Origin of the sequence: Streptomyces sp. NPDC002809 (assembly GCF_040295435.1) — a bacterium.
GTDB lineage: Bacteria > Actinomycetota > Actinomycetes > Streptomycetales > Streptomycetaceae > Streptomyces.
In genome coordinates this window covers 42,144-63,749 of the sequence record NZ_JBEOVJ010000005.1, presented here as the reverse complement: position 1 = coordinate 63,749, position 21,606 = coordinate 42,144, and the positions used below count along the sequence as shown (strand labels likewise).

At 71.2% G+C, this 21,606-nt stretch carries 21 protein-coding genes and 1 tRNA gene; 6 read left to right on the top strand and 16 right to left on the bottom strand.

Annotated elements, in window-relative coordinates:
• Window positions 1-76 precede the first annotated feature (76 nt).
• The 4 genes from ABT025_RS04965 to ABT025_RS04950 form a co-directional block, all read right to left on the bottom strand.
• Window positions 77-149 (bottom strand) — tRNA-His (locus ABT025_RS04965).
• A 126-nt stretch (window positions 150-275) separates the two neighbouring features.
• Window positions 276-878 carry an oligoribonuclease gene (gene orn / locus ABT025_RS04960; RefSeq protein ID WP_350989941.1) on the bottom strand — a complete coding sequence of 201 codons (603 nt, stop codon included), beginning with the start codon at window positions 876-878 and terminating at the stop codon, window positions 276-278.
• Window positions 879-888: 10 nt separating this feature from the next.
• Window positions 889-2,109 carry a helix-turn-helix domain-containing protein gene (locus tag ABT025_RS04955; RefSeq protein ID WP_350989939.1) on the bottom strand — a complete coding sequence of 407 codons (1,221 nt, stop codon included), beginning with the start codon at window positions 2,107-2,109 and terminating at the stop codon, window positions 889-891.
• Between the two features lie 391 nt (window positions 2,110-2,500).
• Window positions 2,501-2,842 (bottom strand): hypothetical protein, encoded by a 342-nt coding sequence (locus ABT025_RS04950; RefSeq protein ID WP_350989937.1) that lies wholly within the window; start codon window positions 2,840-2,842, stop codon window positions 2,501-2,503.
• Between the two features lie 364 nt (window positions 2,843-3,206).
• On the opposite strand from ABT025_RS04950, the gene ABT025_RS04945 reads away from it, so the two are divergent.
• Window positions 3,207-3,728, top strand: a complete 522-nt coding sequence (locus ABT025_RS04945) for a universal stress protein (protein ID WP_350989935.1) — start codon at window positions 3,207-3,209, stop codon at window positions 3,726-3,728.
• Between the two features lie 472 nt (window positions 3,729-4,200).
• Entirely contained in the window at window positions 4,201-4,773 is a 573-nt protein-coding gene (locus ABT025_RS04940; protein ID WP_350989933.1) for an acetate uptake transporter, read from the top strand.
• Between the two features lie 111 nt (window positions 4,774-4,884).
• Here the strand turns inward: ABT025_RS04940 and glmS are convergent, their stop codons facing one another.
• Together glmS and ABT025_RS04930 are read right to left on the bottom strand one after the other, a co-directional pair.
• Window positions 4,885-6,714 (bottom strand): glutamine--fructose-6-phosphate transaminase (isomerizing), encoded by a 1,830-nt coding sequence (gene glmS, locus ABT025_RS04935; RefSeq protein WP_350989931.1) that lies wholly within the window; start codon window positions 6,712-6,714, stop codon window positions 4,885-4,887.
• Window positions 6,715-6,810: 96 nt separating this feature from the next.
• Window positions 6,811-7,086: a hypothetical protein gene (locus ABT025_RS04930; RefSeq protein WP_136325395.1), complete on the bottom strand. Its 276-nt coding sequence runs from the start codon at window positions 7,084-7,086 to the stop codon at window positions 6,811-6,813.
• Window positions 7,087-7,419: 333 nt separating this feature from the next.
• On the opposite strand from ABT025_RS04930, the gene ABT025_RS04925 reads away from it, so the two are divergent.
• Window positions 7,420-9,066 (top strand): beta-N-acetylhexosaminidase, encoded by a 1,647-nt coding sequence (locus ABT025_RS04925; RefSeq protein WP_350989928.1) that lies wholly within the window; start codon window positions 7,420-7,422, stop codon window positions 9,064-9,066.
• Here ABT025_RS04925 and ABT025_RS04920 read toward each other — a convergent pair.
• The 6 genes from ABT025_RS04920 to ABT025_RS04895 all read right to left on the bottom strand — a co-directional run bounded on the left by ABT025_RS04920 (window position 9,008) and on the right by ABT025_RS04895 (window position 12,993).
• The gene (locus ABT025_RS04920) at window positions 9,008-9,664 is read right to left on the bottom strand and encodes a siderophore-interacting protein (RefSeq protein ID WP_350990198.1); all 657 of its coding nucleotides are present in this window, start codon (window positions 9,662-9,664) and stop codon (window positions 9,008-9,010) included. The genes ABT025_RS04925 and ABT025_RS04920 overlap by 59 nt on opposite strands.
• Window positions 9,665-9,694: 30 nt before the next feature.
• A complete protein-coding gene (locus ABT025_RS04915; RefSeq protein WP_350990196.1) occupies window positions 9,695-10,678 on the bottom strand; it encodes an ABC transporter substrate-binding protein in 984 nt (327 codons plus the stop codon).
• 172 nt (window positions 10,679-10,850) lie between these two features.
• Window positions 10,851-11,210 carry a hypothetical protein gene (locus ABT025_RS04910; RefSeq protein ID WP_350989926.1) on the bottom strand — a complete coding sequence of 120 codons (360 nt, stop codon included), beginning with the start codon at window positions 11,208-11,210 and terminating at the stop codon, window positions 10,851-10,853.
• Window positions 11,207-11,845 carry a GNAT family N-acetyltransferase gene (locus ABT025_RS04905; protein ID WP_350989924.1) on the bottom strand — a complete coding sequence of 213 codons (639 nt, stop codon included), beginning with the start codon at window positions 11,843-11,845 and terminating at the stop codon, window positions 11,207-11,209. Before ABT025_RS04905 ends, ABT025_RS04910 begins: the two co-directional genes overlap by 4 nt.
• Window positions 11,846-11,916: 71 nt before the next feature.
• Window positions 11,917-12,477, bottom strand: a complete 561-nt coding sequence (locus ABT025_RS04900) for a histidine phosphatase family protein (RefSeq protein ID WP_350989922.1) — start codon at window positions 12,475-12,477, stop codon at window positions 11,917-11,919.
• A 54-nt stretch (window positions 12,478-12,531) separates the two neighbouring features.
• Window positions 12,532-12,993 (bottom strand): DUF6194 family protein, encoded by a 462-nt coding sequence (locus ABT025_RS04895; RefSeq protein WP_350989920.1) that lies wholly within the window; start codon window positions 12,991-12,993, stop codon window positions 12,532-12,534.
• A 62-nt stretch (window positions 12,994-13,055) separates the two neighbouring features.
• Here ABT025_RS04895 and ABT025_RS04890 point away from each other — a divergent pair, with 62 nt between their 5' ends.
• Window positions 13,056-13,790, top strand: coding sequence for a MerR family transcriptional regulator (locus ABT025_RS04890; RefSeq protein ID WP_350989918.1), 735 nt, complete (start codon window positions 13,056-13,058; stop codon window positions 13,788-13,790).
• Between the two features lie 302 nt (window positions 13,791-14,092).
• Here ABT025_RS04890 and ABT025_RS04885 read toward each other — a convergent pair whose 3' ends face one another.
• From ABT025_RS04885 to ABT025_RS04870, 4 genes are read right to left on the bottom strand one after another with little or no spacing between them, the layout of a single operon-like run.
• Window positions 14,093-15,259, bottom strand: coding sequence for an acyl-CoA dehydrogenase family protein (locus ABT025_RS04885; protein WP_350989916.1), 1,167 nt, complete (start codon window positions 15,257-15,259; stop codon window positions 14,093-14,095).
• Window positions 15,260-15,294: 35 nt separating this feature from the next.
• Window positions 15,295-16,239, bottom strand: a complete 945-nt coding sequence (locus ABT025_RS04880) for a hydroxymethylglutaryl-CoA lyase (protein WP_350989914.1) — start codon at window positions 16,237-16,239, stop codon at window positions 15,295-15,297.
• A complete protein-coding gene (locus ABT025_RS04875) occupies window positions 16,236-18,317 on the bottom strand; it encodes an ATP-binding protein (protein ID WP_350990194.1) in 2,082 nt (693 codons plus the stop codon). The genes ABT025_RS04880 and ABT025_RS04875 overlap by 4 nt, the downstream gene beginning before the upstream one ends.
• Before the next feature lie 13 nt (window positions 18,318-18,330).
• The gene (locus ABT025_RS04870; RefSeq protein WP_350989912.1) at window positions 18,331-19,938 is read right to left on the bottom strand and encodes a carboxyl transferase domain-containing protein; all 1,608 of its coding nucleotides are present in this window, start codon (window positions 19,936-19,938) and stop codon (window positions 18,331-18,333) included.
• Between the two features lie 94 nt (window positions 19,939-20,032).
• On the opposite strand from ABT025_RS04870, the gene ABT025_RS04865 reads away from it, so the two are divergent.
• Both ABT025_RS04865 and ABT025_RS04860 read left to right on the top strand, forming a co-directional pair.
• A complete protein-coding gene (locus tag ABT025_RS04865; protein ID WP_350989910.1) occupies window positions 20,033-20,659 on the top strand; it encodes an SACE_7040 family transcriptional regulator in 627 nt (208 codons plus the stop codon).
• A 110-nt stretch (window positions 20,660-20,769) separates the two neighbouring features.
• Window positions 20,770-21,549, top strand: a complete 780-nt coding sequence (locus ABT025_RS04860) for a phosphatase (RefSeq protein WP_350989908.1) — start codon at window positions 20,770-20,772, stop codon at window positions 21,547-21,549.
• Window positions 21,550-21,606: the final 57 nt, after the last annotated feature.

The window sequence follows — 21,606 nt, the reverse complement described above, 5'->3', positions numbered from 1 at the left end:
TCGCGGCGCAGGAGTACGTGACTCGCGCATGAAGAAGGGCCGACCCGTTCTCACGGATCGGCCCTTCTTCGTTCAGGGTGAGTAACGGGACTCGAACCCGCGACATCCTGGACCACAACCAGGTGCTCTACCGTCTGAGCTATACCCACCATGTCCGGGCGTTTCCGACCGGCCGAGAAAAAGTGTACAGGGTCTGAGAGGGTGCTCGCGCCCTCATTGATCTGCCGCCGGTCCCGGCCTCCGAAAAGGCCGTGACCAGCGACTTTCCCGAGGAGCTAGGCCGGGGGCTGCGACAGGCGCGCAGCGATCGACTTCGCGCGCTCCGAGTCCGGACCCGGCTGCGGGACGAAGACGGCCTCGCGGTAGTACCGCAGCTCCGTGATGGAGTCACGGATGTCCGCGAGCGCGCGATGGTTGCCGTTCTTCTCCGGACTGTTGAAGTACGCCCTCGGGAACCAGCGGCGGGCCAGCTCCTTGATCGAGGAGACATCGACGATCCGGTAGTGGAGGTAGCCCTCCAGCGACGGCATGTCCCGCGACAGGAAGCCACGGTCGGTACCGACCGTGTTCCCGCAGAGAGGGGCCTTGCCGGGCTCCTTCACATGCTCGCGGACATAGGCCAGGACCTTCTCCTCGGCGTCGGCCAGGGTGGTACCCGCGGCCAGCTCGTCGAGGAGGCCCGAGGCGGTGTGCATCTGCCGCACCACCTCGGGCATGGTCTCCAGCGCCGCGTCCGGCGGGCGGATCACGATGTCCACCCCTTCGCCGAGCACGTTCAACTCCGAGTCGGTGACCAGCGCGGCCACCTCGATGAGTGCGTCTTCCGTCAACGAGAGCCCGGTCATCTCGCAGTCGATCCACACCATGCGGTCGTTCATACGCCCCACCCTACGGGGCGCTCCGCTGGCCCGGCAGGGCCGGGCGGCCCGCGGCGTACGCCTCGGAGCCCGGTTTTCCGTGCTCCCCGCGGCCCACGTCCGCGGTGGCCGCGGACGGACCCCCCGGAGCCGGCAGCGGGGCACGACGGTTCGCGGAGGCCTGGGCGGGCACCACCGGTTCGGTCGCCGTGACGACCTGCTCCGGGCCACCGCTCTGCGGACGACGAGCCCGGTACGCGGCCCGGTACGCGGCAGGCGAGGAACCCAGCTGACGCCGGAAGTGTCCGCGCAGTGCGACCGGCGAGCGGAAGCCGCAGCGGCCCGCGACCTCGTCGACCGAGTAGTCGGACGTCTCCAGCAGCCGCTGCGCCTGCAGCACCCGCTGGGTGATCAGCCACTGGAGCGGTGCGCTGCCGGTGAGTGAGCGGAACCTCCGGTCGAAGGTCCGCCTGCTCATGTAGGCGCGCGCGGCCAGCGTCTCCACGTCGAACTGCTCGTGCAGATGCTCCAGTGCCCAGGCGACGACCTCGGCGAGCGGGTCGGAGCCGATTTCCTCCGGTAAAGACCTGTCGAGATAGCGCTCCTGGCCGCCACTGCGCCGCGGCGGCACGACGAGCCTGCGGGCCAGTGCCCCGGCGGCCTCCGTGCCGTGGTCCGAGCGGACTATGTGCAGACAGAGGTCGATGCCTGCCGCCGTTCCGGCGGAGGTGAGCACGTCGCCGTCGTCGACGAAGAGCTCGCGCGGATCGACGTGCACCGACGGGTAGCGCTTGGCCAGCGTCGGTGCGTACATCCAGTGCGTGGTCGCCGGGCGGCCGTCCAGCAGCCCGGCCGCGGCGAGCACGAACGCCCCCGTGCACAGCCCCACGATGCGCGCGCCCTCTTCGTGGGCGCGGCGCAGTGCGTCGAGCGCCTCCACGGGCGGCGGCGAGGTGATCGAGCGCCAGGCGGGCACCACGACGGTGCCGGCCCTGCTGATCGCCTCCAGCCCGTAGGGCGCGGTCAGTTCGAGTCCCCCCGTGGTGCGCAGCGGTCCCTCTTCGCCGCTGCACACGAGCAACCGATAACGCGGAACTCCCGCGTCCTGGCGGTCGATCCCGAACACCGAGAGCGGAATGGAGCTCTCGAAGATGGGGCCACCGCTGAACAACAGAACGGCGACCACCTCACGGCGTCGGCGCCCGCTCAGCTTCCGTACAGCCTCCGTTGCGGTGGCGGAGTCCTGGCTCATGACGCTAAGCCCCCCTCGGTGTTCGCGTCTTCCTGGTCCTTACGGGCCTGTCGCACCTGCACATGTCCCCTCGGTCGTGCACGAGTCCCCAGCCTTCGACACCCAAGATCGAATCTACTGCGTCCCGTGGTGCCGTCGTGACAAGTTCACCAACCGGCTTTATGTCGACAAGGCAACCTGGCGGGAAGCATTCGATCACGAAGCGTTTCACTCGTGAGTCGTGCAGGGAAGTGCGCCTGACGTTCATGGCCCGTCCCCATGGGGTGGAAGCGTACCGCTTGGTCTCTTCCTGCCTGCTGGCAAGGGGGTTGATCGGCCATTTCGGCAAGGATTCGACCGAGACTAGAAGTTGGCTGAAAACGTACGGTCGCGTGTGCGGAAATCAGTCGTTCTACCGGCGCACGACCCGAGAGGTGCGGTCACTCCTGTGCGCCCCCTCGGTCGGACGGAACGCGGGACCGGAGGCCGAATCGGACACCGGACGGGAGGCGGAACGGCCGTCCGCGTGCGTGGCTGGGCCGGCGGCCGTGCGGGCGGACCGGCGGAGCAGTAGCCGGCAGACCGCGGTGACGGCGCCCGGGCCGAGCGAGACGGTCGCGGCGCCGCCGGCGGAGTCCCCGTGGGCGAGGAGGGTGACGGGTGCCGGCAGGCAGCCGAATGCCCTCCGGCGGACCACATCGGTCACCGGTCGCGAGGCGGGTTCCGGAGGCGTGGGCGGGGCGGGTGCGGGCACGGGGTGCTCCTTGGGCGGCTCGGGCGCCGCTCCGGTCGGTACGGAGCGGAGGAGGGCGCCGCGACAGGTGTGCGGGGCGTGGTCGCGTGGCTGACGGGCCGGGCTCCGGCCGGTCACCGGTTGCGGCCGTCCGGGGCCCGTGACGTCGGTGTACCGCGCAACCGGCATTGCCATAGGGGCCCGGTCTCGGGCATGCTCCGTGAAACGTCGCACGCGCTTTGCGCGGGTCTGGCAGCGGAGGAGTGGCGCCGTACCCTTGGGGGTAAGGGGTTGGGAAGATGATTCCCGGACACCACTACACCGCCCGCTGACGCACCTTCTCCACGTCGCTCTCCTCACGAGGACTCTCTTCGCCGAGACACCGATGGCCGGTCACGAAATCCCCGAACCCGCGGACCGCAAGCAGGTAGCCGACCCTCTGTCGGACCAGCAGGCGGCCGAAGAAGCATGTCATTCCTGCGATCCCGCCTTCCGGCACGGTGTCGTCGTCGGCTTCGACGGCTCGACCTCCAGTGAGCGGGCCCTCGCGTACGCCATCGGCATGGCCCGGCGGACGGGCTCCGGCCTGATCATCGTGCACGTCGCCAACCGGCTGCCGACCACCGTCTGGGCGGGCTGTGAGCCGCCCGTCTTCGTGGACGTCCCCGATCACCGCACCGAGGTCCTCGGCCTGGAGCTCGCCTGCGCGGACTACCTCTCCGAGGTGCCGTGGGTGCTCGTCGAGCGCGGCGGGGACATCTGCCACGAGCTGGAGGAGGTCGGCCGGGAGTACTCGGCCGACGCGATCGTCGTGGGCTCCACGCACGGGATCGTCGGCCGGATCTTCGGCTCGGTCGCGGGCCGGCTGGCGCGCCGCGCACAGCGCCCGGTCGTCGTCATCCCGTAGTTGTCCGTTGACCGGGTGGCGGTCTGCTCCGGTGGCGGTCCGCTCCGGCAGTGCTCCGGTGGCCGCCCGCTCCGGTGGCCGTCCGTGCCGGCAGTCGCCCTCGTGCTTCCGCGCCCTGGACCGGTGGCCGCCTCCGTGACCCCGTACCGCTGACCCCACGCCGCATCAACTGCCGCCGCCCGCGGTCTCTGTGGGACACGTTCCTTACGCGCCTTCGTTCCTTCCGTGCCCTCGCTCCTTGCCGTGTCGCCGGAACGGGCGGTCTGCTTCGGGTCGGTTCCGTGCCCGGGGGTGATCGACTTCGGCCAACGGCCGGTCTCTTTCCGTCGGGGCTGAGCGGACATGGCGTCAACTCGACTACGGAAACAGCGGAAAATGCGAAGCTACCGGTCCGTAGATGTGGATTGTGCGTTTGTGAAGGGTACATAAACGCCACTGGAAACAGCACGATTGCATGTGAAGGGAGCCCGCCGTGGACAACGACGTCTCTGCGGGAAACACCAGCACCTCCACCCTCGGCCATCTCGCCCTGGGACTCACACTGTTGGCATTCGGGATCGGTCACACCGGGGCCGTGGACGGGGTGACGGCGGCCGATGCCGTCTCGCTCGCGCTGTATGTCGGCGGTATCGCCCTGTTCGTCGCCGGACTCCTGGAGTTCCGCGGCGGCAACGGCTTCACCGGCACCGCCTTCGCCGGACTGGGCGCCTTCTGGTTCACCTGGGGCACCGGTGCCGACGCCCGTGTGTCGGACCATGCGGCAGGGCTGTTCCTGCTGCTCTGGGCCCTGTTCGCGCTCACGCTGACGCTCGGGGCGTCCGGGCGCGGCCTGCTCGGGCAGGGGACGTACGGACTGCTGTTCGTGGCCCTTGTGCTGCTGGGCGTCGGGCAGTTCGCGGACAGCGGCTTCCTGGGCAAGGCGGGCGGCTGGTTCGCCGCGGCGGCCGGTCTCGCCGCCTGGTACGGAGCGACGGCGGCCCTGGCCCACTGGCCGACGGCGGTGCCGAAGCGTGCTGCCGGCCGAGGAGTGACGGCCACCGGCTGAGGCAGCGGCCCGCGGGCCGGTCCGGGGCGGCACCGGCCCGCACGGGAGAGCGGCCCCGTACCCACGACGGAAGTGGGTGCGGGGCCGCTCTCGGCGTCCTGGGCGTCGTGACTACTCGACGGTGACGGACTTCGCCAGGTTGCGCGGCTTGTCGATGTCCCGGCCCATGGCCAGCGCCGTGTGGTACGCGAAGAGCTGGAGCGGGATACCCATCAGGATGGGGTCCAGCTCGTTCTCGTTCTTCGGGACGAGGATCGTGTGGTCGGCCTTCTCCTGCTCGCGGTGGGCCACGGCCAGGATGCGGCCGCTGCGGGCCTTGATCTCCTCCAGGGCCGCGCGGTTCTTCTCCAGCAGGTCGTCGTCCGGGACGATCGCGACCGTCGGGAGCGCCGGCTCGATGAGCGCGAGCGGGCCGTGCTTGAGCTCCGAGGCGGGATAGGCCTCGGCGTGGATGTACGAGATCTCCTTGAGCTTCAGGGAGGCCTCCAGTGCGACGGGGTAGCCCCGGACGCGGCCGATGAACATCATCGACTGCGCGCCCGCGTACTCCTCGGCCAGCTTCTTGATCTCGTCCTCCGACTCGAGGATCCGACCGATCTGCCCGGGCAGCCTGCGCAGCCCCTCGATGATCCGCTTGCCGTCGGAGACCGACAGGTCGCGGATGCGGCCCAGGTGCAGGGCGAGCAGCGCGAAGGCGACCACGGTGTTGGTGAAGCACTTGGTGGAGACGACGCAGACCTCGGGACCCGCGTGCACGTACATGCCGCCGTCGGCCTCGCGGGCGATCGCCGAGCCGACGACGTTCACGACGCCGAGGACACGGGCGCCCTTGCGCTTGAGCTCCTGGACGGCGGCCAGTACGTCGTACGTCTCACCGGACTGGGAGACGGCGACGTACAGGGTGTCGGGGTCCACGACCGGGTTGCGGTAGCGGAACTCGGACGCGGGCTCGGCGTCCGCGGGGATGCGGGCCAGCTCCTCGATGAGGCCGGCGCCGATCATGCCTGCGTGGTACGAGGTGCCGCAGCCCAGGATCTTGATCCGGCGGACCCCGCGGGCCTCGCGGGCGTCCAGGTTCAGGCCGCCCAGGTGCACGGTGGAGAAGCGGTCGTCGATGCGGCCCCGCAGTACGCGGTCCACGGCGTCGGCCTGCTCGGAGATCTCCTTGTGCATGTACGTGTCGTGGCCGCCCATGTCGTACGACTCGGCCTCCCACTCCACCGTGGTGGGCGTGGCCGTCGTGGTCGAGCCCTCGGTGGTGTACGTACGGAAGTCGTCGGCCTTCAGGGTGGCCATCTCGCCGTCGTCCAGGGTGACGATCTGGCGGGTGTGTGCGACCAGGGCCGCGACGTCGGAGGCGACGAACATCTCCTTCTCGCCGATGCCGAGCACGACCGGGGAGCCGTTGCGGGCGACGACGATGCGGTCGTTGAAGTCGGCGTGCAGGACGGCGATGCCGTACGTGCCCTCGACGGACTTCAGCGCCTCGCGGACCTTCTCCTCCAGGGTGTCCGCCTGCGAGCGGGCGATCAGGTGGACCAGCACCTCGGTGTCGGTCTCGGAGAGGAAGACGATGCCGTCGGCGACGAGCTTCGCGCGGAGCTCGGAGGCGTTGTCGATGATGCCGTTGTGGACGACGGCGACCTTGCTGTCGGCGTCCAGGTGGGGGTGGGCGTTCTCGTCGCTCGGGGCGCCGTGGGTGGCCCAGCGGGTGTGGGCGATGCCGGTGGTGCCGGTGAATCGCTTGGGGACGCGGGACTCCAGCTCGCGTACCCGGCCCTTGGCCTTGACCACCTTCAGCGCGGCGGGCTTCCCGGCCGCCGGCTTTCCGGTGATGACGATGCCCGCGGAGTCGTAGCCGCGGTACTCCAGCCGCTGCAGGCCCTCCAGCAGCAGCGGGGCCACATCACGCTTTCCGATATAGCCGACGATTCCGCACATAGAGTCTCTGCCTCTCCATCGACGTACAGATGTGAACGAGTAAGGACGTACAGGTACAAACAGGTGAATGGGTGACCTGCCGCGGGCGGACCGGTCTCAGCCGTAGACGATGCGGCGCAGCTGGCGGAGCGAGAGCTCCGGCGGCGCGACCGCCCGGTGCGGCAGCTCGGCCGAGATCCGTTCGAAGATCTCCGTGTTGACCAGGCCGCCCGACTGCAGTTCACGGTGGCGCCGGCGGACGAAGGCATCGGTCGTCTCGTCGAAGTAGGCGAGCACGTCGAGGATCACCCGGGCTGCCTCGCCCCGCGGGAGCGCGGTGCTGCGCACCAGGTGGTCAATGAGGTCGTCGTACGACGAGCGGCGTTCGAGCACTCGTCGATATTGCGGCGGAAGCGGCTCTGACGCAACAATCCTGCCCGATATCGGGCAGGATCCGGTCAAGCGGTGCTCCTTTCGGTGCGCTGGACGACTTCGGTGCGCCCGCTCCGGCATGTGCGGCACCCTCCGGGGGCGTCGAGTGCGCAGGGGTGCGGGGGAGGCGGGGCCGATTCGGCCAGATGCCCCCGGGGGCTCGGCCACGTTCAGGCGCGGGCAATGCGGGGAAGTGGTCTACACCTTGACCATCCGTGAGGCACGCGGTACGCATGGTGACGGTTCGAATGGTCAGGAGATCCAGGTGTGGACCAGTAGAAAGGGACCCGGCTTGTGAGACTGCACACGACGCAGCGCAGTGCTCTTCCCCGTGCTCTACCCCGTCTTCTCGGCTCGCTGCTTCTCGTCACGGCGGCCGGTATCTCCACCGCGTGCGTGGCTCCCACGGCGTCCGCGGCGAGCAGTGGCCCGGCCGCGTCGGCGCCCCGCCCGCTCGGCCAGGTCGTGCCCGCCCCCGCCTCGGTGCGGCCGGGCGGATCCCCGTACTCCATCACCGGCGCCACCAGGATCCGTGTCGACGGCTCGTCCGGCGAGGCCCGGAAGATCGGCGAGTACCTGGCGGGCGTGCTGCGCCCCTCCACCGGATACGCCCTGCCGGTCACCGAACGGGCCGGCTCCGACGGCATCCGGCTCCGGCTCGGCTCCCACGACAGTGCGCTGGGCGCCGAGGGCTACACCCTGACGGCAGGCCGGGGCGCCGTCACCATCACCGCCCGCAAGCCCGCAGGGCTCTTCCACGGCGTCCAGACGCTGCGTCAGCTCCTGCCGGCCCAGGTGGAGCGCGACAGCCGCCAGAAGGGGCCGTGGAGGGTCGCGGGCGGCAGCATCACGGACACGCCGCGCTACGCCTACCGGGGCGCGATGCTCGACGTCTCGCGGCACTTCTTCTCGGTCGCCGAGGTCAAGCGCTACATCGACCAGATCGCGCTGTACAAGATGAACACGTTCCACCTGCACCTCTCCGACGACCAGGGCTGGCGCATCGCCGTCGACTCCTGGCCGCAACTGGCCACGTACGGCGGTTCCACGGAGGTCGGCGGCGGACCCGGCGGCTACTACACCAAGGCCCAGTACAAGGAGATCGTGCGCTACGCGGCCTCCCGCTATCTGGAGGTGGTCCCGGAGATCGACATGCCAGGTCACACCAACTCCGCCCTCGCCTCGTACGCGGAGCTGAACTGCGACGGAGTCGCGCCACCGCTCTACACCGGGACCAAGGTCGGGTTCAGTTCGCTGTGCGCGGCCAAGGACGTCACGTACCGGTTCATCGACGACGTCATCCGTGAAGTGGCCGAACTGACGCCGGGTAGGTACATCCACATCGGCGGTGACGAGGCCCACTCGACCAGCCACGAGGACTACGCCAAGATCATGGAGAAGGCGCAGGCCGTCGTCGGGAAGTACGGCAAGACCGTGATGGGCTGGCACCAGCTCACCGGGGCCGCGCCGGTCGAGGGCGCGGTGGCCCAGTACTGGGGCTATGACAAGACGAGTGCGGCGGACCGGCAGCAGGTGGCGGACGCGGCGAAGAACGGCACCAGGCTGGTGCTGTCGCCCGCGGACCGGGTGTACCTCGACATGAAGTACAACGATCAGACCGAGCTGGGCCTGAAGTGGGCCGGTCTCGTCGAGGTGCAGCGCAGTTACGACTGGGACCCGGCGACGTATCTCGCCGACACCCCGGCGGACGCGGTGCTCGGGGTCGAGGCGCCGATCTGGGCGGAGACGCTGACCGACAGCGACGACATCGACGTGATGGCGTTCCCGCGGCTGCCCGGCGCGGCGGAGCTCGGCTGGTCCCCGGCCGAGACGCACGACTGGGACACGTACAAGCTGCGGCTGGCGGCACTCGGGCCGCGGTTCACCGCGCTCGGGATCGACTACTACCGCTCGCCCCAGGTGCCGTGGCCGGCGGAGTGAGCGGGCCCGTCCGGCGGCCGGGGGCGAGATGCCCCGGCCGCGGGGCGGGCCGCCGGAAGACGCCCTCCGTCGCCGGACGGGTCTGGTCTCGCCGGAGGGGCTCGGTCTGCCGGGCGGGCTCGGTGCGTTGTTCCCGGGCGCCGGACGGGCGCCGGACGGGCGCGGCGTGTTGTCGGCGGAGGCGGACCGCCGTGTTGTCCCCGCCGGCCGGTCCGAGCGTTGAGGACATCGCCGGGGAGGCCGCGGCGGCGGACCGGCGGCAGGCCGGGCCACGGTCCTCGTGAAGCGCGGAATCGATGTCGACCGCGCAGCGCCGCACCCCCTGCGGTGCGGTGCGGCGCCGCGCGCGGACCGTGTACGAGCGCAGCACGGCCCGTACCTCGGCCGGAAGTGCACGCCAGGGGGTGAACCGGTTGCCCTCGTTATCGACCGGAACGACTGGTTCCGCCTGTCCGGGGTGCGGAAGGAACGTCGAAAGGCTCTGATCGCGGCCCCCGAGGTGACCCCGTCGGCCCCCGCTCCGCCGAACGTGACCCGGAGCACGGACGGTCCCTGCCGCCCGGTGCGCAGGACGGTCAGCCGAAGAGCCGGAGGGGATCTTCGCCGGCCGCGGCGGCGGTCGTCATGGTCAGGCGGTCTTCTTCGCGTCCTCGATGGCCTTCGCGAGGTCCTCGAGGATCGGGGCGCACTTGTCGTAGCTGTAGATCGGCTCGGTGGTGCGCGGGACGACCTGGCCGGCCTTGACGGCGGGCAGCTGCGTCCAGGTCGGCTTGGAGGTGAGGGCGTCGGGCTGCAGGGCCGAGGAGCGGTTGTCCATCATGATGATGTCGGCCCCGTACTTGTCGACGTTCTCCCAGCTCAGGCTCTCGAAGAAGCCCGCCTCGTCCACCTTCGGCTCGACGAACTTCACGCCCAGCTCCTGGAAGTACAGGGTGTCGGCGGACATCTTGGCGAGCGAGACGTAGAAGAGGTCCTGGCTGGCCGAGCCGATCATGACCTTGAGGTTCGGCTTGGACTTCGCGGCGGCGCGCAGCCGGGCCGCGGCCTTCTCGAAGCGGGCCTTCGCGTCGGTGACCGCCTTGGCCTTCACGTCGGCGCCGAGCGAGGCGGCGAGGTCCTCGTGGCGCTGGATGGCCTTGGGGATCGTGGTCTGGGCGGCCCACAGGGCGACGCTCGGGGCGAGCTTGAGGATCTTGTCCTTGGACGCGTCCGGCACGTACCAGAGGGCGTCCTTCTCCCACATCGCGGTGACCAGCAGCTCCGGGCCGAGCGCCGCGTACTTCTCGACGTTGAACTCGCCCCAGACGTTGCCCAGGATCTCGACCTTGCTGATGTCCAGGTCGCCGGCCTGCACGTCGGCCTTGCCGTCCGTGGTCTTCGTCGGGCCGAAGACGGCCTTGACCTCGATGCCGTAGTCGTGGAGCGCGGCGGCGACACCGGTGAAGGCGACGATGTTCTTCGGGACGGACTTGGCCTCGGCGGTCTGCCCGCGGTCGTCCTTGAAGCTCCACGGCCCGGCGTCGGCGCCCTTGGAGCCGGTGGAACCGGAGTCCTTAGAGTCGCTGTCACCACAGGCCGCCAGCACGGCGCCCAGGCCGACGGCGCCGCCCATGGCCAGCAGGCCGCGGCGGGTGGGACGGGACACTCGGGCAGTGCGCATGACGGAATCCGCTTTCGTACGAGCCGGAGTCCGGCCGATGACAAGTTCGAGCAAGTTCGAGCGAAGGTTAGCCTAACCTCACGAACTGCCGAACCTGTGGACGCCCCCGAGCCCCGGCCCCCGCTCACCAGACGATGACGCCACCGCCCACGTCCAGGGCGCGCACGGCAGCCGCGGTGATATTGGCCAGCCGGGCCGCCACGTAGTCGTCGGCATGGCCGCTGTGTGCGGCGAGCGCCGCGATGTGCCCGCGCAACATCTCGCACTCGGCGAGGAAGGCCGGGACGTCCTCCGGTTCCACGGTCAGGTCGGTGGTGGCCAGCTGCGGGAGGAACCGTGCCCCGAGGCCACGTACCGGCTGCGATCCCCACAGCTCGGTCCGGCTGCTCTCGAACCCGGCGAGGGTGAGGCCGTGTTCGGGATCCTCCAGGAAGTGGTCGGTGCCGCTGCGGCCGCGTATGTACGTGTGCACCAGCAGGCTCATCCGAACATCTCCCGGCAGTCGTCCAGCCCGTCGACCGTGACCTCGGCCGTGCGGTGCTCCTCCCAGCGCGCCCGCTCCAGCCGCAGCCGCTGCAGCGTGACCCGGTCGCCCCGCAGCGCGGCGACCTCCAGCCCGTCGGGGAGGTAGCCGAGCCGTCGCGAGACGCCCAGTGAGCGCGGGTTGTCCGTCATCGCGGCCGAGACCGCCGCAACGGCGCCGAGACCGGCGAACGCCAGATGGAGGGCCGCGGCCCGCATCTCGGTGCCGATGCCGCGGCCCTGGTGCGCGAGCCCCAGCCAGGAGCCGGTGCTCACCTGACCGGTCACCGCGAAGTCCCTGGCCGTCACGTCCTGCCGCCCGACCACGCGGCCCTCGTGCAGCACCGCGAGACTCAACGACCAGTCCCGCACCGACCAGTTGGCGACGGTGCTGAGCACGTGCTGGAACACGGCCCGCCCGCGCTCGGCGGGCGGGCAGTCGGTCCAGGGGACGGTGAAGGGCATGACATCCGGGGCGTGCACCCCGTCGGCGGCGACGGAGGCCAGGTCGTCCAGCAACTCCAGGTCCGGAAGGCGGAGTTCCAGCCGAGGGGTTCGGATGCGGAGCCCGTACGGGGGCCAGTGCTGCGGTTTCATGAAGGAACTCTGCCGGGGGCGGCCGGCTGCTGTCGAACGGATTGCCTGGCAGCGGGTGCGGCAGGCCGAGGTCACCCGGTTGCGGCGGGCCAGTCGCCGGGCAGCTCGTACCGCCGGCCCGGACGCCAGGCCGGTGGTGACTGGAGCAGGTCCTCCAACGGCGTGCCCGTGAGGAGGTGTTCCAGCGCCCATTGGTTGGCCGAGTGGGCGATCACCAGGATTCTGCTGCCGTCCCGGCCGGTGGCCAGGTCGTGGAGGAAGGCATGGGTGGCCGCGACGACCTGGCGGTAACTCTGGCCGCCGGGGAACGGGACGTCGATGTGCTGGAGACGGCGGGCGGCGATGTGGGCGCGGGGGGTTCCGTTGAGGTCGCCGTAGTCGCACTCGCGCAGTCGGATGTCCTGGTGGATCGGGAGCCGGCCGCCTGGGTACGCGGTTCGTGCCGTCTGGACGGCCCGGCGCAGATCGGAGGTGAACACGGCCGCGAAGCCGTCGCCCGGCCGGCGCTCGCCCAGTTCACGGGCCTGACGGCGGCCCAGGTCCGAGAGTTCCCCCGGCAGCCAGCCGGTGGCGAAACCGGCCTCGTTGTCCGTGGTGGTGGAGTGTGTCTCGTACACGATCTCTACTGTCATCAGGGCTCCTGCCCGGCTACTGTCCGCCGTCGTGCGGGTGAGGGCGCCAGGCCGTCACCCGGTACGTCGCTCATGACGCGCCCGCGCGAGGTCGTACGCGCCGCGGAGCAGCTCGTAGGTGGCCCCCTCCGTCCGCGGTCCCGGATTCACCACCGCGAGCCACCCGGCGGTGCCGTGGACGGGGTGCGCCCTCACAGCATCGGTGGTGCCGGAGGCGTCGTCGAGGGCCGGTTCGTTCGGCGCGTGGCCGGTCCGTTCGATGAAGGCCTCCCTGCCGGCGGCGATGCTGACGCGGAACGTGTCCGGGCGGTCCAGGCGCGAGCTCTCGTCGCCCGGGTAGTTCTTCGTCACGATCGTTGCGAACGGCTGAGCCGTTGTCGGTGCGGCGACGTCGGGGGAGTACGAGAAGAAGGTGTCCCCCCAGCTGATCTCGGGCGAACCGTCGCCGGGTTCCGGGCTGAGGACCAGGACTCCGTCGAGGTCCTGCATGAAAGCGATGATCTGGTCGATGGTCATGTGCTCAAGCGTTTCATTAAGGTGCTTGTGGAGACTTCGAGCCGATCAGCCAGGGAGGACGGGTGCCCACTCTCGAATCGTCGGCAATGCGCATGCGCACCGTCGACGTCGCGCGGCGCGCCGGGTGCTCGGTTCAGCAGGTGCGCAATCTCGAACGCGACGGCGTGCTGCCGGCTGTGCCGCGTACCGCCGCCGGCTACCGGGTCTACCGCGAGGTCCACCTGCGTTCCGCGCTCGCCTATCGGGCCCTCGCGGCAGGGACGGGACCGGTCGAGGCCAAGAGCCTGCTGCGGGCCGCCCATCAGCGTCCGGTACCGGAGGTGCTCGCCCGCCTCGATGCGGCACACGCCCGGCTCGACCGGGAACGTACGGACCTCGCGCTCTCCCAGGAGGCGGCCGAGTGGATCTCCGCAGAGCCCGTCGAAGACATACGCCCCTCGGACGCGATGAGCGTCTCCGCACTCGCCGTCGCGCTCGGTGTGCGCCCCTCGACCCTGCGGCACTGGGACGCCGAGGGGCTCGTCGTGCCCGACCGGGCCCCGCCACGCGGCACCCGACGCTACTCACCGGCCCAGGTCAGGGACGCCCGGATCGTCCATCAGCTGCGCGGCGCCGGGTATCGCATCGAACACCTCCGGACCCTCATGCCGGTCCTGCGCCAGGGGCACCGGCCGGAAGACGTCCGGGCCGCGCTGGCGGCCCGGGACGCGAGCATCACGGCTCGGTCCCGGGCCCTCTTCGATGCGACCGTCGCACTCGGTGCCGTACTCGCGGCTCACGACGCTGCGGCGTGGTGATGTCTCAACGGTCGGCGCCGACTTCGCCGATCGGGATGGCCGTCTTCTGCCGAGCCCATGACATGGTCGGCGTTGTTGACTCGTTCGGCGGGCCGATGGTCACGTTGTCGCGGCCCACCGGTCTCTCCTGGCAGAGCCGGTCGGCGTTCCTGTGGTCCGGTACGGCATAGGAGCATCGGCAACTGTGGCCGATCGCCGCACTGTGGAAGCAGCGGCACGAGGGCCTGGCCCGGTGGTCGCGACTACGGGTGGGGGCGGCCCGGCACCGGGACCCGCCCCCCCCCGCCGCACCCTCCCCGGTGTCAGGCCGGCAGCCCCAGCTCCCTCGCGATCAGCATCCGCTGCACCTCGCTCGTGCCCTCGCCGATCTCCAGGATCTTGGAGTCGCGCCACATCCGTGCGACCGGGTACTCGTTCATGAAGCCGTAGCCGCCGTGGATCTGGGTCGCCTCGCGGGCGTTGTCCACCGCCACGGTCGAGGAGTACAGCTTGGCGATCGCGGCCTCCTTCTTGAACGGCTCGCCCGCCAGCAGCCGCGATGCCGCGTCGCGCCAGCCGATCCGGGCCATGTGGGCCCGCATCTCCATGTCCGCGATCTTGAACTGGATCGCCTGGTTGGAGCCGATCGGCTTCCCGAACGCGTGCCGCTCGGCGGCGTACTTCACCGACTCGTCCACGCAGCCCTGCGCCAGGCCCGTGGAGAGCGCCGAGATGGCGATCCGGCCCTCGTCCAGGATCCGCAGGAACTGCGCGTAGCCCCGGCCCTCCTCGCCCAGCAGGTTCCCCAGCGGGACGCGGACGTCGGAGAAGGACAGCTCCCGGGTGTCCGAGGCGTTCCAGCCGACCTTGGAGTACGGGGCGGCGACCGTGAAGCCGGGGGTGCCGGACGGGACGATGATCGAGGAGATGAGAGGTGCGCCGTTCTCCTTGCGGCCGGTCACCGCCGTCACCGTCACCAACTCGGTGATGTCCGTACCGGAGTTGGTGATGAAGCACTTGGAGCCGTTGATCACCCACTCGCCCGTCGCCTCGTCGCGCACGGCCGTCGTCCGGGTGCCGCCCGCGTCCGAACCGCCGTCCGGCTCCGTCAGGCCGAACGCGCCGAGCGCCTCGCCGGAGCAGAGCTTCGGCAGCCACTGCCGCTTCTGCTCCTCCGTGCCGAAGCGGAACACCGGCATCGCACCGAGCGAGACCCCGGCCTCCAGGGTGATCGCCACCGACGAGTCGACCCGGGCCAGCTCCTCCAGGGCGATGCCGAGGGCGAGGTAGTCGCCGCCCATCCCGCCGTACTCCTCAGGGAACGGCAGCCCGAACAGGCCCATCCGCCCCATCTCGCGCACGATCTCGTACGGGAACTCATGGCGTTCGTAGAAGTCGCCGATCTTCGGCGCGACCATGTCGTGGGCGAACTCCTCGACAGTGCGTCGCAGTTCCTCGTGCTCGGCGGTCAGCCGGTGGTCCAGGGACATGGGGGCGGTCACTCCTTGTGGGGTGTTCAAGGTGTTCACTGCGCCGCGAGTGCGCGGACTGTACGGGACGGGCTCGGCCGGCCCAGGTGTCCGGCGAGCCACACGCTCGTGGCGGTGAGCTCGTCGAGGTCGACCCCGGTCTCGATGCCGAGGCCGTCGAGCATCCACACGAGATCCTCGGTGGCGAGATTCCCGGTCGCGCTCTTCGCGTACGGGCAGCCGCCGAGGCCGCCCGCGGAGGCGTCCACGGTGGACACACCGTGCTGGAGCGCGGCGAGGGTGTTGGACAGCGCCTGTCCGTACGTGTCGTGGAAGTGCACCCCGATCGTGTCGGTGTGTACGCCTTCCTCGTTCAGCTGGGACAGCAGGTTCTGTACGTGGCCGGGCGTTGCGACGCCGATCGTGTCGCCGAGCGAGAGCTCGTCGCAGCCGAGGTCCATCAGCGCCTTCGCGACCCGGACGACCTGATGGACGGGGACCGGGCCCTCCCACGGGTCGCCGAAGCACATCGACAGATAGCCGCGCACATGCACCTTGTCCGCCTTGGCGCGGGCCACGACGGGCTCGAACATGGCGAGCGACTCGTCGATCGTGCGGTTGAGGTTGCGCGCGGCGAAGGTCTCCGTCGCGGAGCCGAAGACGGCGATCCGGCGGGCCCCGAGAGACAGGGCCCGGTCCAGGCCCCGCTCGTTCGGCACCAGGACCGGGAGCGCCACGTCCCCCATGTCACCGAGCATCGGGAACAGCTGTTCCGCGTCGGCCAGTTGGGGTACCCACTTGGGGTGGACGAAGCTCGTCGCCTCGATCGTGGTCAGGCCGGCGACCGCGAGCCGGCGGATGAACTCCGCCTTCACCTCGGTCGGCACGACCGTCTTCTCGTTCTGCAGCCCGTCGCGTGCCCCGACCTCGTGGATGCGGACCCGGGCGGGCAGGTCCGGTGCGGCCACGGTCATGGGCAGGGGGCGGTCGGTGGTCGTCATGCTTCCTCCCCGGTGGCGGACGCCGGCACGACCACGGCCAGTACCTGGTCCATGGCCACCGTTGTCCCGGCGGTGACGTCGAGCTCGGTCACGGTGCCGGCGTGCGGGGCGGAGATGACGTGCTCCATCTTCATCGCCTCCACGACGAGCAGGCTCTGCCCGGCCACGACCTCGTCCCCGACGGCCACCTTCACCACGGTGACGGTGCCGGGCATGGGCGCGGCGAGCGTGTCCGCCCCGGAGCGGGCGGCGCCGGACAGTGACGCCTCCACCGGGTCGTGGTCCCGCACGTGCCAGGTGTCGCCGTCCCGGCCGAGCCAGTGGCCCTCCGGGGAGGCGGCATACGCGAACGCGTGCGTGACTCCGCCGAGTTCGAGGGTGATCCGGCCCCCGTCGGCGGACAGGGTCCTGGCGGTCTCCGCGCCGCCCGGCAGCGGGCCCAGCGGTCCGCAGGCGCCCGAGGCGGGGGCCGGTGGCCGGGCGCCCTCGCCGACGTGGCCGAACGTCAGCTCCACGCCCGCGCCGCACGGCCGCAGGCCGACCTGGACCGGGTCGTGGCCGGGGATCCGGAAGTGCCGCACCGTACGTGCCGGGGTGCCGCCGAGCCGCCAGCCGTCACCGGCAGAGAAGGGGTCGGTCCAGGCGCCGGCCTTCCGGGCACCGGCGGGGGAGTGCTGCCGCAGCAGTGCCGCGGCCGCGTAGACCTCCTCCGGGACCCCGTCCGGGACCAGCGCGTCCACCTCGCGCTCCACCAGCCCGGTGTCCAGGTCGCCCGCCACCACGGCCGGGTGGCCGAGCAGCCGGCGCAGGAAGCCCGCGTTGGTGGGGACGCCGAGGACCACCGTGTCCGCGAGCGCCGCCCGCAGCCGGCGCAACGCCGTCGCCCGGTCGGGGCCGTACGCGATCACCTTGGACAGCATCGGGTCGTACAGGCTGCCGACCTCGCCGCCCTCGGCGAGCCCCGAGTCCGTCCGCACGCCGCCGCCCTGCGGCTCGTGCAGGGCCAGCACGGCGCCGCCCGAGGGCAGAAAGCCGCGGGCCGGGTCCTCGGCGCAGATCCGGGCCTCGACCGCATGCCCGCTGAGCGTGATGTCCTGCTGCGCGTACGGGAGTTGCTCGCCCGCCGCGACCCGTAGCTGCCACTCCACCAGGTCGAGGCCGGTGATCAGCTCGGTCACCGGGTGTTCGACCTGGAGGCGGGTGTTCATCTCCATGAAGTAGTACGAGGCCGGGTCGTTGCCCGGGACGATGAACTCCACCGTGCCCGCGCCGACATAGCCGCAGGAGCGGGCGGCCTGCACGGCCGCCTCACCCATCGCCGCCCGGGTCCTCTCGTCGAGCAGGACCGAGGGCGCCTCCTCGATGATCTTCTGGTGGCGGCGCTGGAGCGAGCATTCACGCTCGCCGAGGTGCACCACGTTGCCGTGCCCGTCCGCCAGCACCTGGATCTCGATGTGGCGCGGCCGGTCGATCCACCGCTCCACGAGCAGGGTGTCGTCGCCGAAGGAGGCGCGCGCCTCGCGCCGGGCGGCGGCGATCTCGTCCGGGAGCAGTGCCGCGTCGCGGACCAGGCGCATGCCCTTGCCGCCGCCGCCCGCGGAAGGCTTCAGCAGGACCGGCATGCCGATCTCATGGGCCGCTTCGGCCAGTTGGCCGTCGGTCAGCTCGCTGCCCGTGGAGCCGGGCACCACCGGGACACCGGCCGTGGCGACCGTCTCCTTGGCCCGGATCTTGTCGCCCATCAGGGAGATGGCGGCGGCGGGCGGCCCGATGAAGACCAGCCCGGCGTCCGCGCACGCCCGTGCGAAGCCCGCGTTCTCGGCGAGGAAGCCGTAGCCGGGGTGGACGGCCTGCGCGCCCGTGCGGCGGGCGGCCTCCAGCAGCCGGTCCGCCGAGAGGTAGCTCTCTGCCGCCGGGGCGGGGCCGATCCGTACCGCCGTATTGGCCTCGCGTACGTGCCGGGCGTCCGCGTCCGCGTCGCTGAAGACGGCGACGGAGCGCACCCCGAGCTCGCGCAGGGTCCGGATGACCCGGACCGCGATCTCGCCGCGGTTGGCGACGAGAACCGTGTCGAACATCGTCATCTCTTCCTCACATCCGGAAGACGCCGAAGCCGGCGTCGCCCAACGGGGCGTTGGCGCACGCGGTCAGGGCGAGCCCCAGTACCTGCCGGGTCTCCAGCGGGTCGATCACGCCGTCGTCCCAGAGCCGGGCGGTGGCGTAGTACGCGTTGCCCTGGGTCTCGTACTGCTCGCGGATCGGGGCCTTGAAGGACTCCTCGTCCTCGGCGCTCCAGTCGTCGCCCAGCTGGTCGCGCTTGACCGTGGCGAGGACGGACGCGGCCTGTTCGCCGCCCATGACGGAGATCTTCGCGTTGGGCCACATCCACAGGAAGCGGGGGCTGTAGGCCCGGCCGCACATGGAGTAGTTGCCCGCGCCGTAGGAACCGCCGACGACCACGGTCAGCTTCGGCACACGGGTGCAGGCGACGGCGGTGACCATCTTGGCGCCGTGCTTGGCGATGCCGCCCGCCTCGTAGTCGCGGCCGACCATGAAGCCGGAGATGTTCTGGAGGAAGACGAGCGGGATGCCCCGCTGGTCGCACAGCTCGATGAAGTGCGCGCCCTTCTGGGCGGACTCGGAGAACAGGATGCCGTTGTTCGCGACGATGCCGACCGGGTGGCCGTGGATGTGTGCGAAACCGGTGATCAGCGTCGTCCCGTACTCCGCCTTGAACTCGGCGAAGCGCGAGCCGTCGACGACCCGGGCGATCACCTCGCGCACGTCGTACGGGGTGCGCGAGTCGACGGGCACGGCCCCGTACAGACCGGCGGGGTCCACCTTCGGCTCGTCGACCTGCTGCACGGACCACGGCAGCGCGCCCCGGTCCGGCAGGGTGGCCACGATGTTGCGCACGATGCGCAGCGCGTGCGCGTCGTCCTCCGCGAGATGGTCGGTGACGCCCGACGTGCGGGAGTGGACCTCGCCGCCGCCCAGCTCCTCGGCGGTCACGACCTCGCCGGTCGCGGCCTTCACGAGCGGCGGCCCGCCCAGGAAGATCGTGCCCTGGTTGCGGACGATCACGGCCTCGTCGCTCATCGCGGGCACGTACGCCCCGCCGGCCGTGCAGGACCCCAGCACCGCAGCGATCTGCGGAATCCCGGCCCCGGACATCCGGGCCTGGTTGTAGAAGATCCGCCCGAAGTGCTCCCGGTCCGGGAACACCTCGTCCTGCATCGGCAGGAAGGCGCCGCCCGAGTCCACCAGGTACAGACAGGGCAGCCGGTTCTCCAGCGCCACCTCCTGGGCCCGCAGGTGCTTCTTCACGGTCATCGGGTAGTACGTGCCGCCCTTGACGGTCGCGTCATTGGCGACGATCACGCACTCCCGGCCGCTGACCCGGCCGATTCCCGCGATGACCCCGGCGGCCGGTGCTGCGCCCCCGTAGAGCCCCTCGGCCGCCAGCGGGGCCAGCTCCAGGAAGGGCGAGCCCGCATCGAGCAGGGTGTCCACCCGCTCCCTGGGCAGCAGCTTGCCGCGTGCCACATGCCGGGCGCGGGCCTTCTCACCCCCGCCGAGCCTGGCCGTGGCGAGCCGCTTGCGCAGCTCGTCGGTGAGCGCGTGATGCGCCGCCTCGTTGGCCTGCCAGGCCTCCGAGGCGGGATCGGCCGCGCTCGCCAGCACCGGTGCCTGCTGCATCCTGTCGAGCCCCCTTGCCCGTACCGCAGTGGTTAATGGTCGTTAACACCATCAGGTTAACGACCGCTAACGCCTCTGTCTAGAATGGTTGCTCATGAGCACCCATGCCGCCGCCCGCGTCGCGGCCCCCACCCGCCGCGAGCAGATCCTCAAGGAGGCCGCCCGCCTCTTTGCCGAGCGCGGCTTCCACGGCGTCGGCGTCGACGAGATAGGCGCCGCCGTCGGCATCAGCGGCCCCGGCCTCTACCGGCACTTCCCCGGCAAGGACGCGATGCTCGCCGAGCTGCTCGTCGGCATCAGCGAGCGGCTGCTGGCCGGCGGCGAGCTCCGGGTCTCCGAGGACGCGGCCTCCGGCGACGGGTCGCCCGAGGCACTGCTGGACGCGCTCATCGAGGGCCACATCGACTTCGCCCTCGACGACCGCCCCCTGATCACCCTGCACGACCGTGAGCTGGACCGCCTGCGGGACACCGACCGCAAGCGGGTGCGCAGGCTGCAGCGCGAGTACGTCGAGGTGTGGGTGACCGTCGTCCGCGACCTCTACCCGGCGCTCCCCGAGCACGAGGCCCGCGCCACCGTCCACGCCGTCTTCGGCCTGCTGAACTCCACCCCGCACCTGGGCCGCCCCGGCGCGCTGCCCGACCGCACGGACACGGCGGCGCTGCTGCACCGGCTGGCGCGGGGCGCCTTCGCCGCGGCGGGGGAGCACAGGCCGGCCTGAGCGGCCCGGGCGACAGACCGCCCACCAGCCCGGGCGGCCCTCCGGCCGGCAGGCCACCCACCCCTCAATACGCCCGGCACGCTGCGCACATCCCACGGCACAATGGGTTCATGCCGATACCCAGCCGCGCCGCCCTCGTCGACCACCTCGTCCGTACGCGCATAGCGGGAGACGTCGCGACCCCGCGCGACAACAACCTCTCCCACTACCGCAAGCTCGCCAACGGCGACCGTCACTTCTGGCTGGGGCTCGAGCTCGGCGACCGGTGGCGCGACGAGCAGGACGTCCTGGCGGTCATGGCCGAGAGATGCGGCGTCAGCGACGACCCGGAGCACCGGTTCGGCCAGGACACCATCGACCCCGAGCTCACCGTCGCCGCCCTGGACCGGGCCGCGGCCCGGCTGCGGAAGGCGGCCGACGGGACGGAGCGGGTGCTCTTCGCCACCGGGCACCCGGGCGGGCTCCTGGACGTGCACCGGCAGACGGCGGCGGCGCTGCGGGCGGCCGGCTGCGAGATCATGCGGATCCCGTCCGGACTGATGGCCGACGAGGGCATGGTCTTCCAGTTCGCCGACGTCGCCGTGCAGGAGCGGGGCGCGACCCTCTGGCACACCCACTCCCCGGCCCCCATGGCCGCCATCCTGGACGGTCTGGAGCGGGAGGGGCGCCCCATGCCCGACCTGGTCGTCGCCGACCACGGCTGGGCCGGGTGCGCGGCGCAGCGCGGACTGGACGCCATCGGCTACGCGGACTGCAACGACCCGGCCCTGTTCCTGGGGGAGTCCGAGGGCACCCTCCAGGTGGCCGTCCCGCTGGACGACCACGTGCTGGACCCGCGGTTCTACGACCCGATGACGGACTACCTGCTGGACGCGGCGGGGCTGCTCTGAGCAGGAGGCGGCCGGCACGGAGGCTGTCGGGTGACCCGCGACCGGGCGGACCCGGGT